The 14393-nt window shown below is 60.5% G+C and carries 15 protein-coding genes and 1 pseudogene; 11 read left to right on the forward strand and 5 right to left on the reverse strand.

The window, feature by feature from the left end:
• Positions 1-52 precede the first annotated feature (52 nt).
• From ACTYOL_RS07660 to ACTYOL_RS07670, 3 genes are read right to left on the reverse strand one after another with little or no spacing between them, the layout of a single operon-like run.
• On the reverse strand, positions 53-610 hold the full coding sequence (locus tag ACTYOL_RS07660; RefSeq protein WP_153772352.1) for a peptidylprolyl isomerase: 558 nt from the start codon (positions 608-610) through the stop codon (positions 53-55).
• The gene (locus ACTYOL_RS07665; protein ID WP_153772353.1) at positions 604-1416 is read right to left on the reverse strand and encodes an alpha/beta fold hydrolase; all 813 of its coding nucleotides are present in this window, start codon (positions 1414-1416) and stop codon (positions 604-606) included. The genes ACTYOL_RS07660 and ACTYOL_RS07665 overlap by 7 nt, the downstream gene beginning before the upstream one ends.
• A 13-nt stretch (positions 1417-1429) precedes the next feature.
• Positions 1430-2353 (reverse strand): LysR family transcriptional regulator, encoded by a 924-nt coding sequence (locus tag ACTYOL_RS07670; RefSeq protein WP_054893297.1) that lies wholly within the window; start codon positions 2351-2353, stop codon positions 1430-1432.
• Positions 2354-2402: 49 nt separating this feature from the next.
• On the opposite strand from ACTYOL_RS07670, the gene ACTYOL_RS07675 reads away from it, so the two are divergent.
• A complete protein-coding gene (locus ACTYOL_RS07675) occupies positions 2403-2717 on the forward strand; it encodes a 3-phosphoglycerate kinase (RefSeq protein ID WP_200603389.1) in 315 nt (104 codons plus the stop codon).
• A gap of 110 nt (positions 2718-2827) precedes the next feature.
• Positions 2828-3427 (forward strand): FMN-dependent NADH-azoreductase, encoded by a 600-nt coding sequence (locus tag ACTYOL_RS07680; RefSeq protein ID WP_153772355.1) that lies wholly within the window; start codon positions 2828-2830, stop codon positions 3425-3427.
• A 100-nt stretch (positions 3428-3527) separates the two neighbouring features.
• On the opposite strand, the gene ACTYOL_RS07685 is transcribed toward ACTYOL_RS07680, so the two are convergent.
• Positions 3528-4415, reverse strand: coding sequence for a LysR substrate-binding domain-containing protein (locus tag ACTYOL_RS07685; protein ID WP_444757739.1), 888 nt, complete (start codon positions 4413-4415; stop codon positions 3528-3530).
• 263 nt (positions 4416-4678) lie between these two features.
• Here ACTYOL_RS07685 and ACTYOL_RS07690 point away from each other — a divergent pair, with 263 nt between their 5' ends.
• From ACTYOL_RS07690 to ACTYOL_RS07730, 9 genes are all read left to right on the forward strand, one after another.
• The gene (locus ACTYOL_RS07690) at positions 4679-5728 is read left to right on the forward strand and encodes an NAD(P)H-dependent flavin oxidoreductase (protein WP_444757740.1); all 1050 of its coding nucleotides are present in this window, start codon (positions 4679-4681) and stop codon (positions 5726-5728) included.
• Between the two features lie 305 nt (positions 5729-6033).
• Complete coding sequence (locus ACTYOL_RS07695) at positions 6034-6909, forward strand: carboxylate/amino acid/amine transporter (RefSeq protein ID WP_444757741.1); 876 nt, start codon at positions 6034-6036, stop codon at positions 6907-6909.
• Positions 6910-6916: 7 nt separating this feature from the next.
• Complete coding sequence (locus tag ACTYOL_RS07700) at positions 6917-7852, forward strand: AEC family transporter (protein ID WP_200603385.1); 936 nt, start codon at positions 6917-6919, stop codon at positions 7850-7852.
• A gap of 398 nt (positions 7853-8250) precedes the next feature.
• Positions 8251-9192 carry a chromate resistance protein ChrB domain-containing protein gene (locus tag ACTYOL_RS07705; protein WP_153772360.1) on the forward strand — a complete coding sequence of 314 codons (942 nt, stop codon included), beginning with the start codon at positions 8251-8253 and terminating at the stop codon, positions 9190-9192.
• Positions 9185-10555 (forward strand): chromate efflux transporter, encoded by a 1371-nt coding sequence (gene chrA / locus ACTYOL_RS07710; protein WP_197889889.1) that lies wholly within the window; start codon positions 9185-9187, stop codon positions 10553-10555. The genes ACTYOL_RS07705 and chrA overlap by 8 nt, the downstream gene beginning before the upstream one ends.
• Positions 10556-11141: 586 nt before the next feature.
• Positions 11142-11384 carry a hypothetical protein gene (locus tag ACTYOL_RS07715; RefSeq protein ID WP_444757742.1) on the forward strand — a complete coding sequence of 81 codons (243 nt, stop codon included), beginning with the start codon at positions 11142-11144 and terminating at the stop codon, positions 11382-11384.
• Positions 11385-11497: 113 nt separating this feature from the next.
• A complete protein-coding gene (locus ACTYOL_RS07720) occupies positions 11498-11767 on the forward strand; it encodes a DUF3077 domain-containing protein (protein WP_200603381.1) in 270 nt (89 codons plus the stop codon).
• A 276-nt stretch (positions 11768-12043) separates the two neighbouring features.
• Positions 12044-12454: a hypothetical protein gene (locus ACTYOL_RS07725; RefSeq protein WP_444757743.1), complete on the forward strand. Its 411-nt coding sequence runs from the start codon at positions 12044-12046 to the stop codon at positions 12452-12454.
• An 804-nt stretch (positions 12455-13258) separates the two neighbouring features.
• Positions 13259-13513: a hypothetical protein gene (locus tag ACTYOL_RS07730; protein WP_065861472.1), complete on the forward strand. Its 255-nt coding sequence runs from the start codon at positions 13259-13261 to the stop codon at positions 13511-13513.
• 637 nt (positions 13514-14150) lie between these two features.
• On the opposite strand, the pseudogene ACTYOL_RS07735 reads toward ACTYOL_RS07730, so the two are convergent.
• Positions 14151-14378: pseudogene (locus tag ACTYOL_RS07735) on the reverse strand (mechanosensitive ion channel family protein); the annotation flags it as partial.
• Positions 14379-14393: the final 15 nt, after the last annotated feature.

A 14393-nucleotide genomic window follows, 5' to 3' on the forward strand; every position in this document is an offset into this window, starting at 1 on the left:
AACTCCTGTTGATCCCGCTCGCGGGCGGCTTCACATCCTGTGAGACCCGCGATCAGTCGATACGTTTGGCCGACTTGATGTAGACCGGATCGGCCGGTACATCGCGCATGCCTTTCTTGACGGTGGTGGGGGAGTTGACGATCTGGTCGACCACCTCCATGCCCTTGGTCACCTTGCCGAACACCGCGTAGCCACGGTCACGACCAGGGTTGAGGAAATCGTTGTCGGCCACGTTGATGAAGAACTGGCTGGTGGCCGAGTTCGGATCCGAGGTGCGCGCCATCGACAGCGTGCCACGGGTATTCTGCAGGCCGTTGCTGGCTTCGTTGCGAATCGGGTCCTTGGTGCTCTTCTGCACCATCTGATCGGTGAAGCCGCCGCCCTGGACCATGAAGCCCGGGATCACGCGGTGGAAGATGGTGTTGTTGTAGAAGCCGCTGTCGACGTACGCCAGGAAGTTCTTCGTGCTGATCGGCGCTTTTTCGGCGTTCAGTTCGATCTCCACCTGGCCGAAGCTGGTGTCCAGCAGCACGTGAGGGGTCTTGTCGGAGGCCATGACACTGGCGGCGAAGGCGAACGAGCAGGCGGTGAGCAGGAGTTTCTTCAGCATGGGCTCAATGATCCTTGAGAGGTGGATGCGGCTGCGAGAAAGCGCAGCAGGGTCTGGTTGAAGACCTCGGGTTGGTCCAGGGGCGTAGCGTGCCGCGAATCCTCGATGACCGCCAGTGTCGCGTGGGGCATCAGGGCAACGTAGCGTTCTTTCTGCTGTATCGGGGTGTAGTCGTGGTCGGCGGCAATCACCAGGGTCGGACACTGGATCTGCCCGATGCGTTCCTGCACGCCCCAGTCGACGATGGCGTCGAAACTTTTGAGATAAGCGCGCTTGTCATTGCGCGCCCAGCGCTCGGCCATCTTGCGGCGCAGTTCGCCTTGCTCGGGCTTGGGAAACAGGCGCGCGGCCAGGCCCTGGCCGACCGTCTCGACGCTGAGCAGGCGTGCCAGGCTCCAGCGCTTGGCCCACCAGATCCAGTGTTCGAGATTGTGGCGCTTGACCTCGGGGGCGCTGTTGACGATGCACAGGCTGCGCAGCCACTGCGGATGGTCGACGGCAAACTGAAAGCCGACCATGCCGCCCATGGACAAGCCCACGAAGTGCACCGGGCCGGTGTCCAGATGGTCGAGCAAGGCCAGCAAGTCTTCGCTGAAGGTCTTGATCTGGTAGCCGTGGCGAGGCTTGGCCGACTGGCCGTGGCCGCGGATGTCCATCAGGATCACCCGATAGTGACGGCTCAGCTCGGGGACCTGCAGTTCCCAGTCCTGGCTGCTCGAACCGAGGCCGTGCAGCAGTACCAAGGGCTCGCCCTGGCCATGTTCCTCATAGTGCAGCAGGCATCCGTCACGTTTGAAACAGGCCATGGGCGCGGTCCTCTCAGGCTTGCGGGGGGGCTGCGAAGGGCACGTCCAGTGGCGCGGTGTCGAAATTGCGCAGCAGCTCGATGAGGATCTGCGTGGCCGGACCCAAGGTCTTTTCCTTGCTCGAGTAAAGGTAGAACAGCGGGTGGCGACTGCCACCCTGATCGAGCGGCAGAGGCTTTAGCAGGCCCTCGCGCAGCTCGCGTTCGATCATGTGCCGGGGCAGCCAGGCAAAGCCCAGGCCACTGCCGACGAAGGTCGCCGCGGTGCCCAGGCTGCCGACGGTCCAGCGTTGTTCGGCGCCTAGCCAACCGACGTCGCGTGGCTGGCTGCGGCCAGAGTCGCGGATCACCACCTGCAACTGGCTTTCCAGGTCCTGGAACGTGATCTCTCGGCCCAGGCGGTGCAGGCTGTGCTCGGGGTGGGCGACGGCGACGAACTCCACCGCGCTCAGCTCGGCGCCCAGGTAGCCGGGAATGTTGAAGCTGCTGATGGCAAGGTCGGCGATGCCTTCGTGCAGTACTTCCTCGACCCCGGACAGCACTTCTTCACGCAGGCGCACCCGGCAGCCGCGGCTTTGCGGCATGAAGGCGCTGAGCGCACGCACCAGGCGGGCGCTGGGGTAGGCGGCGTCGACCACCAGGCGCACTTCGGCCTCCCAGCCCTGTTCCATATGGTGGGCCAGGTCTTCGAGCTGGCTGGCCTGCTTGACCAGTTGCCGCGAGCGACGCAGCAGCACGCTGCCGGCCTCGGTCAGTACTGCCTTGCGCCCGTCTATACGCAGCAGCGGCACACCCAGTTGCTCCTGCATGCGTGCCACGGTGTAGCTCACCGAGGATTGCGAGCGGTGCAGGGCTTCGGCGGCCTGGGCGAAGCCGCCGTGATCGACGACCGCCTGCAGGGTCCGCCATTGATCCAGGGTCACGCGCGGCGCTTTCATCTTCGGCTCCTGTTGTCCTAAGCTGCGCTCACTACAAGGAGAGCGCGAAATGAAGAAATGGTTTGCGGTACTGCTGACGTCCCTGCCCCTGAGCGCCATGGCCTATCCGATCGATGTGCAAAAGGAGATCGAAGGGGTCAAGCTCGACTACACCGCGTACGACACCGCCTACGACATCGGCAGCATCAGCCTGAACAACTATGGGCAGGTGCCGGCTGCCTGCAAGGTCACGATGCGCAACGGCCCGGAAGCGCCCAGGGTGCGTCGGGTCAATGTGCCGGCCGGCAAGAGCGTCGACGTCACTGCCAAGTTCAACCGGCAGATCATCAAGCTGCGCATCGACCTGAACTGCAAACCTGAATAAAACAGATTAATCGATATATTGAACCCACTTTTTACGCTTTTTTATCGATAGGTCAAGCCTTAATCTCACCTCCATCGAATCGCAACCCTTTTTGCCGATGGAGGCACCCCATGTCCCGCGTACTGATCATCGAAAGCAGCGCCCGCCAGCAGGATTCCGTTTCCCGTCAACTGACCCGCGACTTCATCCAGCAGTGGCAAGCGGCGCATCCTGCCGACGAGATCAAGGTCCGCGACCTGGCGGTCAACCCGGTGCCGCACCTGGACGCCAACCTGCTCGGTGGCTGGATGAAGCCCGAAGAGCAGCGCAGCGCGGCTGAAATCGAAGCGCTGGCCCGTTCCAACGAGCTGACCGATGAGTTGCTGGCCGCCGACGTACTGGTGATGGCTGCGCCCATGTACAACTTCGCCATCCCCAGCACCCTCAAGGCCTGGCTCGACCACGTGCTGCGTGCCGGCATCACCTTCAAGTACACCCCGACCGGGCCGCAGGGGCTGCTCAACGGCAAGCGTGCGATCGTCCTGACCGCCCGTGGCGGCATCCATACCGGCGCTACCAGCGATCATCAGGAACCCTACCTGCGCCAGGTGATGGCCTTCATCGGTATCCACGAGGTGAACTTCATTCACGCCGAGGGCCTGAATATGAGTGGCGACTTCCACGAGAAAGGTCTGAACCAGGCCAAGGCGAAGCTGGCCGCAGTGGCTTGAGGCGCGAGGCATCCACGAATTCCCAACCCTGACACCTGTTGCTCCTTTGGGTGTATGTGCCCGGTCATGGCAAATGGCCGGGCTTTTTTTCGCGCAAGGCTCAGTGCAGATCCGCAACTTCCCTGCGCTGCTGCGCCATCTCCATGAAGGCGCTCATAGCCGAAGTCGGCAGCGAATCCTGGCGACGGATGAATACCGTGGACACGCGGGAGAATTCCGCTGGCAGTTCATGGCAGCGAATCGCATGGCGCACGCTGCAGTTCTGCGTCACCGACCTGGGCAACAGGGTCACGCCCATTCCGGCCGACACGCAGGTAAGGATGCCATCCAGGGTGCCCATCTCCATGATCTGGTTGGGCACCAGGCCAACCCGGTAGAACCAGTTCTCCAAGGTAGAGCGGTAGAAGCAGCCGCTGCGAAACACCAGCACTGTCTGCGAGGGCATTCGCGCCATCAAGCTGTCGAGCGAATCGAACTGGTCGCTGCTGACCAGCACCAGTTCCTCGCTGAACACCTCTTGCTGGGCAAGCATCGGATTCTGGTGAAACCCTCCGACGAAAGCGCCATCGATCCGGTGGGACTCGATGGCCTTGATCAGTTCGGCAGTGGTGCCGGTAAGCAACGACAGTTGCACATCGGGATGCTGCTCGCGGTAGCGGGTGAGGATCTTCGGCAGGCGAATGGCGGCGGTGGTCTCCATCGAGCCCAGGCGCAGCGGGCCGTTGGGGATACCGTTATCGAGCAGGGCGCTGCGGCTTTCTTCGGTCAGTTGCAGTATGCGCCGGGCATAACCGAGAAACGTCTCGCCCGCGGCCGTGAGCACGACGCCGGATTTTCTGCGGATGAAAAGCTCGCGGTTGAGCTCCGCCTCGAGCTCCTTGATGCGCATGGTCACGTTGGATTGCACGGTGTTGATCCTGGCTGCGGCCGCGGTAAAACTGCCCAGGTCGGCCACGGCGCAGAAAATCTTCAACTGGCGCATTTCCATGAGGTCTACCTATCACTGATTATGATTGATGGCATGTTTATGCATCATTTCATGCACGGTTATCCAGTGGCTTGGAGGCAACCGGTCCCGTCTGCTGCTTCACGATCAGTGATGGAACTCATCATTTATCATCATTTGTGAAAATCCATGGCTGCGCTTAAGGTCAACCCTGGGCTCGCTCCCCGCCAACGGGCACGCGCGCCCGCCATGAGCCACCCGCCGTCGCCTGCGCTGCGATGAGCAATCCATGATGAGCATCCTCAATGACCACTGACATCCAGGCTTTGCTGAACGTGCGTTTCCCCATCATCCAGGCGCCCATGGCGGGCGTTTCTACGCCAGCGCTGGCGGCGGCGGTATCGAATGCGGGTGGTTTGGGGTCGATCGCGATCGGCGCGTGCTCGGTCGAGCAGGCTCGCCAGTCCATACGCGAAACCTTCGCGCTGACCCGAGCATCGTTCAACGTGAATCTGTTCTGCCACCGCCCTGCACTGCGAGATGACGTGCGCGAGGATGCCTGGCTGCAAGCGCTCGAAGCGCGCTTTGCCGAGTTTCAGGCCAAGCCGCCGACGGGCCTGCGGGAAATCTATCGCTCGTTCGTCGAAGACCCCGAGATGCTGCAGATGCTGCTGGAAGAAAAACCGGCAGTGGTGAGTTTTCATTTCGGCCTGCCGCCGCAGTCGTTCATCGAGGCGCTCAAGGCGGCCGGTATCGTGCTGCTGGCCTGCGTGACCAATGTGGAGGAGGCGCTGCAGGTACAGCGAGCCGGGGTCGATGCACTGATCGCCCAGGGTTACGAAGCGGGCGGCCACCGCGGAATCTTCGACCAGGAACATGATGATGAATTGAGCACCCTGGCGCTGGTACGCGTGCTGGCCGATCACGTGCAACTGCCGATCATCGCGGCCGGCGGGATCATGGACGGCGCAGACATCGCCAAGGCGTTCGCGCAGGGCGCCTGTGCAGCGCAGTTGGGTACAGCGTTCTTGCTATGCCCGGAATCGGCGACCAACGCGGCCTATCGTGAGGCGCTGACCGGGCCACGGGCGCGGCAGACGCAGATCACCAGCGCAATTTCCGGGCGGCCTGCGCGGGGCATGGTCAACCGCGCGTTCGAGGTGGCGAGCGCTGCGGGCGTGCCGGATTATCCCCGCGCCTACGATGCCAACAAGGCGCTCAATAGCGTGGCGACTGCCCAGGGCTGCAGCGACTTCGCCGCACAATGGGCCGGTACCGGCGCCTATCGGGCGCGCGCCATGCCGGCAGCGCAGTTGGTCGAAGTGCTGATGGCCGAGCTCGACGCGCAGCGCTGACAGGCAAGATCTGGCTGGAGCAACTGTCTTTTTCAAAATCTAAAGACCAGCCCAATCCTTGTGGGAGCGGGCTTGCCCGCGAACACGGGCGTAGCCCGTGCCAGGCAGCGCGGTATCTTTTTCGCGGGTAAACCCGCTCCTACAAGAGCGCTGTGGCAACCACGGATGTGAGTTGTGGGAGCGGGCTGGGCCCGCGAACACCGGCACAGCCGGTGCCATCCACCGCCGCATCTTCATCTTCCTCCCGGTTGCCCAGAACACCCCGTACCCGCTAAGGTCGCCGCCTTGATCCACGAGAGGCAACCATGGGCTACCTGATTATCGTCGCGCTGATCCAGGCGTTTTCCTTCAGCCTGATCGGCGAATACCTGGCCGGCCATGTCGACAGCTACTTCGCCGTGCTGGCGCGGGTACTGCTGGCAGGGCTGGTGTTCCTGCCGCTGACCCGCTGGCGCCAGGTCGAACCGCGCTTCATGCGCTCGATGCTGCTGATCGGCGCGCTGCAGTACGGCATCACTTATGTCTGCCTGTACCTGAGCTTTCGCGTGCTCACCGTGCCTGAAGTGCTGCTGTTCACCATCCTCACCCCGCTGCACGTCACCCTCATCGAAGATGCACTGAACCGCCGCTTCAACCCTTGGGCGCTGCTTGCGGCCCTGGTCGCGGTGGCCGGCGCCGCCGTGATCCGCTTCGACAGCATCAGCGGCGAGTTCTTCATGGGCTTCCTGCTCCTGCAACTGGCCAACTTCACCTACGCCGCCGGGCAGGTCCTGTACCGTCACCTGATCGTCCGCCACCCCAGCGACCTGCCGCACTACAAGCGCTTTGGCTACTTCTACCTGGGCGCGCTGATCGTCGTGCTGCCGGCCTTCCTGCTGTTCGGCAACGCCCAGCACCTGCCGAGCACCGACGTGCAATGGCTGGTGCTGCTGTTCCTCGGCCTGTGCCCGACCGCGCTGGGGTTGTATTGGTGGAACAAGGGCGCCTGCCTGGTTTCCGGCGGCACCCTGGCGGTGATGAACAACTTGCACGTGCCGGTGGGCCTGCTGCTCAACCTGCTGATCTGGAACCAGCATGAGCCGCTTGGGCGGCTGTTCATCGGTGGTGCGGCGATCCTCGCCTCGGTGTGGCTGAGCCGCCTGGGCGACCGCCGCAGCCCGGCGCTGGCCGGCAAGGCCTGAGGCGCCCATGCATACCATCCTGGTCATCGTCGCGCCGATCTTCGCCCTGATCCTGGTCGGCTACCTGTGCCGCAAGACCGGCAAGCTCGGCGAACAGGCCGCCGCCGAAATCAACCGCATGGTGGTCTGGCTGTGCTTGCCGGCGCTGCTGTTCAAGGTGACCGCCACCGCGACCTGGAGCGAAATCTGGCACCCCGGCTTCATCGTCGCCTTCGGCGCCGGTGCGTTGGCAATGTTCTTCATCACCCTCGCTTGGCGCCTGTATAGCGGCCACAGCCTGGTGGCTTCGAGCATCGATGGCCTGAGCGCAGGCTATGCCAACACCGGTTACATCGGCATCCCGCTGTGCCTTTTGCTGTTCGGCCAGCCAGGGTTGCAACCGGCATTGATCTCGTCGCTGATCGTGGTCTGCCTGGTGTTCGCGATCTCCCTGACCCTGATCGAGATCGGCCTGCAGGAAGAACGCCAGATCGGCCGCGCCGTATTGCTGGTGGCCAAGGCGCTGGCGAAGAATCCGCTGGTGATTTCGCCACTGGCCGGCGCCGCCTGGGCCATGTCCGGCCTGGGCCTGGCCGAGCCAGTGATGCACTTTCTCGACATGCTCGCCCTGGCCACCACGCCTTGCGCGCTGGTGTCGCTGGGAGCATTCCTGGCGCAGAAACGCAGCGGCGCGCAGGCCAGCCCCTGGCCGTTGGTAGGGCTCAAGTTGATTGGGCAACCGGCGCTGACCTGGGTGCTGGCCTTCAAGGTGTTCAGCCTGCCGACCATGTGGGCGACCTCGGCGGTGCTGCTGGCGGCGCTGCCGACCGGGACCGGGCCGTTCATGCTGGCTGAGTACTACAACCGCGAGGCGGGGCTCATTTCGCGCACCATCCTGCTGTCGACGGTGGCTTCGCTGCTGACCCTGACCGGGCTCATGTACCTGCTTGGGGTGGCGGGCTGACAGGCACGAAAAAGGCGCCCCTCGTCTCGCTCCTGTTAATGGCTGCCATTAAATGGAAGCGCTGAGGATTTTGCTGGAGTCGGCTTTGATACAGATTCAGATGCCGACAGAGCCGCAGACGGCTCACTGAGTTGAATTGGCTGTGGCGGGGCTGGCCTCTTCGCGGGCAAGTCGGAGCGCCGAACAATCGCGGGACAAGCCCGCTCCTACAGAGGCCGGCGCAGGATGCGGGGATTTCGAGAGTCTGAACAGGCTTGGAGGCGAGCGGCAGTGTCGGATGGGTAGTGGCTCGTGACTGACAGCTTTCGATCCTGTTCAGCACGCTCGATGTATACCATTGCTTTTGGATAAATCTCGTTTAATGTAGAGATAAATACAACTTACGTTGATATCTCTACATGATTTTATGGTCATTACTCATCCTTGGGCTGCCAACGGCCAACGCCACCGAGCGTATGCGTGCCTGGAGAACCCTGAAGGCCTCTGGTGCAGCTGTGCTGCGTGATGGTGTGTACCTGCTGCCCGAACAAAGCGCGGGCCGCGAAACATTCGAAGCCGTGGAGCGAGATGTGCTGGCCATCAACGGCACGGCATTTCTGCTGTCGTTGTCTGAACGCGAAGAGCGCTTCAGCGGGCTATTCGACCGAAGCGACGAGTACGCCAAGCTGTTGGAGGAGATCGCAGGCTGCCGGGCTAACCTCTCACCGGACAATGCGCTGCAGATAGCCCGGCAGGTGCGCAAGCTCAGGAAGGCCTTCAGCCAGCTGGCGGCGATCGACTTCTTCCCAGGCGCGCTCAAGGCTCAAGCTGATTCGGCCCTGCAGGAGCTTGAAACCGCGATTAGCAGGGCACTGTCCTCCGATGAACCGAGTGCGCACTATGAGGCCATCAACCAGCTGGAGCGCAGCGAATACCAGGGTCGCCGATGGGCAACGCGAAAACGCCCGTGGGTGGACCGGCTGGCCTGTGCCTGGCTGATCCGTCGCTTCATCGATGCCGACGCTCAATTCATTTGGTTGGACAGTCCCAGCGACTGCCCAAGCGAAGCGCTCGGCTTTGATTTTGACGGGGCCAGGTTCAGCCACGTTGGCAAGCGGGTTTCATTCGAAACCCTCATCGAGAGCTTTGCCGTTCAGCAGCCAGGTCTGACACGCCTGGCAGGCGTCGTCCACTACCTGGATGTGGGAGGCAACCAACCTGCCGAGGCACCGGGTATCGAGCGTGTCCTCGCCGGCCTGAGAGCGAGCATTGGCGATGACGATCAACTGACAACCGTCGCCGGGGGCATCTTCGATGGCCTGCTGACGGCTTTCGCGAGTGAGGAAGCGCAAAATGGTTGAGACCACCTCCGCAGTGGGCGAACAGCCGCCATCGCAATCGGCTCAGCAGCCGATCAGCTTGTATGAAGCCTTCCTGTTCTGGCTCAAGTTGGGCTTCATCAGCTTTGGTGGGCCCGCCGGGCAGATCTCCATCATGCACCAGGAACTGGTTGAGCGCCGGCGATGGATCAGCGAGAAGCGCTTCCTGCACGCGCTGAACTACTGCATGTTGCTGCCAGGGCCTGAGGCGCAGCAGCTCGCCACCTACATCGGTTGGCTCATGCACCGAACCTGGGGCGGGGTGATTGCCGGTGCATTGTTCGTGCTGCCTTCGCTGTTCATCCTGATTGGTTTGTCCTGGATCTACGTCGCCTTTGGCGAGGTTCCGATCGTCGCGGGGATATTTTATGGCATCAAGCCGGCGGTCACGGCCATTGTCGTCCACGCAGCCCATCGGATTGGATCGCGAGCCCTGAAGAATGGTTGGCTGTGGGCCATGGCCGGTGCTTCGTTCGTAGCCATTTTCGCGCTTAACGTGCCGTTCCCGTTGATCGTGCTGGCGGCAGCCCTCATCGGCTATGCAGGTGGTCGCTTCGCCCCAGGCAAATTCGTGATCGGTGGCGGTCATGGGCGGGCGAAGAACAGCTATGGCCCTGCCCTGATCGATGACGATACCCCAACACCTGAACATGCCCGTTTCAGCTTGGGGCATCTGTTACGCCTGCTGCTCATAGGTGCTGGGCTATGGGTCCTGCCCATGGGACTGCTGACGCTGTCGTTTGGCTGGGATGGCACTCTGACGCAGATGGGCTGGTTCTTCACCAAGGCTGCACTGATGACCTTTGGCGGTGCGTACGCTGTGCTGCCTTATGTCTACCAAGGTGCTGTCGGGCACTACGGTTGGCTGACACCAACCCAGATGATCGATGGCCTCGCCTTGGGAGAAACCACGCCTGGGCCACTGATTATGGTTGTTGCCTTCGTCGGCTTCGTCGGAGGCTACGTGCATCCGATGTTCGGTGCCCAACACCCCTTCGTTGCCGGCGCAGTCGCGGCGAGCCTCGTCACCTGGTTCACCTTCCTGCCGTCGTTCATCTTCATCCTTGCTGGCGGCCCGGTGGTGGAGTCAACTCACAACGAGATGAAATTCACCGCACCGCTGACGGGGATAACGGCCGCAGTAGTGGGGGTGATCCTGAATCTCGCCATGTTTTTCGGTTATCACGTGCTTTGGCCGAAGGGCTTCAGCGGGGTGTTCGACTGGCCATCTGCGGTGATCGCGGTTGCTGCAGCAGTTGCCTTGTTCCGCTTCAAGCGCGGTGTGATACAGGTGCTGTTTGCCTGCGCACTGGCGGGTCTGGCAGTGCACCTGTTGCGTGTATGAAACCAGAGGGGGTGCCCGTAAGGCCGGTCGCGGTGTCTTTTAACGACGTTCACAGGAGCAGAACGACCGACGAATGGTGCCTGCAACGACGTTACATGCAGTTGGAGGCCTTTGAATCAGCCAGCGATAATCCACTCCTAGGACACGATCGGTCAGGAGTTTTTACAAATTGGTACGACAGGGATCCAGAAGTGATCCGCATCGTAAGTCGGCTGACAGCAGGCGGAGTGTGTGGGGCGGTGTTTGGTGGAGGCCTTGGGCTTCATCAGAAGTGTGTTTCATTGTTCGAAAATCAGAAAATGCGCCTTTCGTGTAGTCCATTTCCCAAAGATACTCCTACCGCCTTTTTTCCGTTGCGGCCCCTTGGGCAGCGCTCTAGTCTCGGCGGGTCGTTGTACCTCAACGATCCAGCTTTGACAGGCTGCGACGGTATTATGCATACGGCTGCTTTCCATGGCGGCTGTACGTGCGGGCACGCTTGCGTGCGCCGGAACTTGCATAGTCCGCCGGTCTGTCAACCCACGTACAGCTGCCACCCTCCCGTTTGACAGCAGGCAGGTGGCGGTCCGAGCAAAGGATCTATGCCATGTTGAAGATCGTTCCCGACCCACCTCACAACAATCACTCCCTCGAAGACACCATCATCCAAGCCTCCGAGTACGCACTCTGCGCACAAACCGTGGCCCATCAAGCGATCCTCCTCCAACCCAAGTCCCCCGTCTCGCTCCTGGTAATGGCTGCCATTCATGAAATGGAAGCGCTGAGGATTTTGCTGGAGTCGGCGTTGATACAGGTTCAGATGCCGACAGAGCCGCAGACGGCTCACTGAGTTGAATGGGATGTGGTGGGGCTGGCCTCTTCGCGGGCAAGTCGGAGCGCCGAACCGCCACTTTCACAACAGAGTTGTTCAGCGAGCATCGAGGTTTTCAGGGAGATGAAGAGATGGATAGAAACGACACCATACCGAACACCACCGTCGGCACAACACGGTTCTACCAAGGCAAGGGCATGACCCAGCCGCTGTTCTGCATCGAGCCGGGCATCCCATGCGAGCGAGCGCGTGAGCAGGCATCGGAGTTGATGGGGTATGTGCGTGACATGACCTTGAGTGGGGTGATGGATGAGAACCCGCAGCTGGTCTGGGCTTCGTATTACCTGAGTGCATTGGCCAAGGCATTGATGGACGATGCGGAGCTGGGGATGCGCCGGTAAAGGCGGGTGTACCGGACCTCCAGTTGGTTGTGGGAGCGGGCTGGTCCCGCGATGGCAGCACCGCGGGGCAAGCCCGCTGATACAGGGCCTGCGCATGATGTGGGTGCTATGGCCAACTGAAATAGGCTTGGAGGCAAGCGGCAGCTTTGGGTGGGGAGTGGCTGCTCGTGACTGACTGCTTTCGACCCAGAGCGGAAATTGGGCTGCGTATACTGTCGGTCAGCAGTGATCAGACGATCAAATACTGACTATGCGCCCACGAAGGAAGTAGAAGAAGTGACACGATTCTCAAGCTTGATTTGCCATTGGTATGGTGAGGAGCAGCACGAACGCATCGCTGCTGTGGATTACGCGGTTCTTGCCCTTGAATTTCTGGCGATGGAAGCGCAGCAACAACAGCAGATGATTCCTGACTGCCCTGTCTGCGAAGCTTGGTCATCGAAAATGATTCCAGTCAATGAGCTGATCAATAAGTGTGGCGTAGCCTTGTCGGATGACATACTAATCCATCTGGAGAATGTCTGGGCTGCCTGTTGCGCATTGAAGGCGCTTGCGTTGCCGTGCTACGAAAGAGAAATCTTTGAGCATGGAGCATGGCAAATATTAAGAAAATTCGCCCAAGAGGCACTCACGGCCATGGAGTCAGAATTGATAAAACCGCTCCTGGTCGATTTTGGAGCGAAGTAATGCATCAATAACTGCCGGATGATTGAGCCTAAGACTGTATAGGCAAATATTGGATTACGACGTTTCGATTTTAGTAGCGCCGCTGCGGTTGGTGCCATAGGGGGTTGCGGGTAGCTCTCCTACTGGTAGCAATCGACCCAGCGAGTAGATTTCAATGAGTATCGTCAGATTAAGTGCTGATAGCGTCACCAATTCCCGGAGCTTGTTGATTCGCCCTCGACCAAGTAAGGGAGCTTGCTCTTTTCCTATGGATTTCGCGCGTTGGGTTGATTAAGCATTCCGCAGTACCGGGAAATAATGAAGAAAGAGTTAGAACGAGTGGATATTTGGCGTCAATTTTTTGGGCTTGGAATGTCGTCGACGCCCAGCTGGCGGGGCCCTCAACGGATCAATAATGGGAAGTGTTTCAAATTATTGCCAATGGAGAGGGCTGAAAGCCCCGGTTTTGAAGGCCTGTGCATCCATACAGCCAAAAAATGGATCCAACAAATAGTTTGAGCACAAGTTATCCCCAAGGTGTGCGCCTTGCATTGTCAAAAGGGTCTCATTATCTTGTTTCTCGTCCCGTCAGAAACCCCACATCTTGTGTTTTTGGCGGGTACGCTACGGATTCAGAAGAGCAGCGGATATGCGTGCGAAGTTTGGTCGCTGAACACGCATACCCGCCTTCCCTGACCCGATGCGGACAACGGTGGGACGCGCATTAGAGAAAAACCGACTCTGGCTGTCAACCATCCAGATTGTTTTCCGCTCAAGGGTTGCTCCTGCCTACTTAATCCTCTGTAGATACAGGAGCACATCCTCGTGCCGAAAAATACGAAGCAAACCTCTTCCACCGTAGCCACCTTGGCCTCCGAAGTCCTTCGCAGCGGCAGTTCCTCTGCGATCCAGAGGGAATTGGCTGGCTCGGCTATGTCACAGGCATCAACTGGCAAGCAAACCAGTGCCGAAATGGAGACCAAGGCAAGCCGGGTTCTGGAAAGTGACAAATACAACGCGACTACCAAAGCCCTCGCGGGGTCGGTGCTTTCTCAATCGAACAAAGAGCGGGGTGAGTGACATGGCTCAGTACTACGTGAACCGTAGGGCTCAGGCTAACGGTGACCATGAAGTGCATACCAGCACTTGCGTCTTCTTGCCGGCGCTACACAACCGTCTCGATCTCGGGTACCACACCACCTGTCTGACCGCGGTCCGGCAGGCGCGTAGCACCTACCCTCAGTCAAATGGCTGTAGGACCTGTTCTAATGCTTGCCATACTCAGTAGGCATTTCACGGTCGTTTGGGGTCGAGGGCCGTTGTAAGGCTGGCCCTCGATTCAAAGATATTGAAATCCCCTCTGCACTGACCATGAACGGCTTTCCACAATCCAATCTTACGCGTGAACCCTGGAGCTACTGGGCGAGGCCCTGGCTCAGCAGGATGAGTTGCTGGAGTGCGAGCACAATCCGCAATTGGGTGTTCGAGGTACGGCGGGAATTCATCAGGCGATCCGCATCATCAGTCGGTTGGTGGCGGAGGAGTGTGGGAGGGTGATTGAATTGGTGGGAGAGCCTGGCTAGTGATGCTTGGCTTTTGATTGCAGGGGGCCGCTTTGCGGCCCTTTCGCGGGACAAGTCGGGGCGCCGAACCGCCGCCCCTACAGGGATTGGGCCGGAACAAGACAGTTGATCCCGCAAAGTTCGCCACAGGGGCTTCAGACCTCGCTCATTCGCTCGACCCGCGCTGCCAGCCCTGAGCGCATATCACTACCGCTAGGCTGCTGATACAGACTGAACCCAAACTCCGGCAACACCGCCGGCAGGTAATCGAAGCTATCCCCCTGGATCCGTTCGTACTCGGCCAACACCGTGGTGCGGGTAAAGCAGCCGATCTCCAGCGGCACACCCTCGGCGCTGGTCTGCATCTGGCGGACCATGCAGGACGCGGGAGCACGTGC

Origin of the sequence: Pseudomonas sp. A014 (genome assembly GCF_052378495.1) — a bacterium.
Lineage (GTDB): Bacteria > Pseudomonadota > Gammaproteobacteria > Pseudomonadales > Pseudomonadaceae > Aquipseudomonas > Aquipseudomonas machongensis.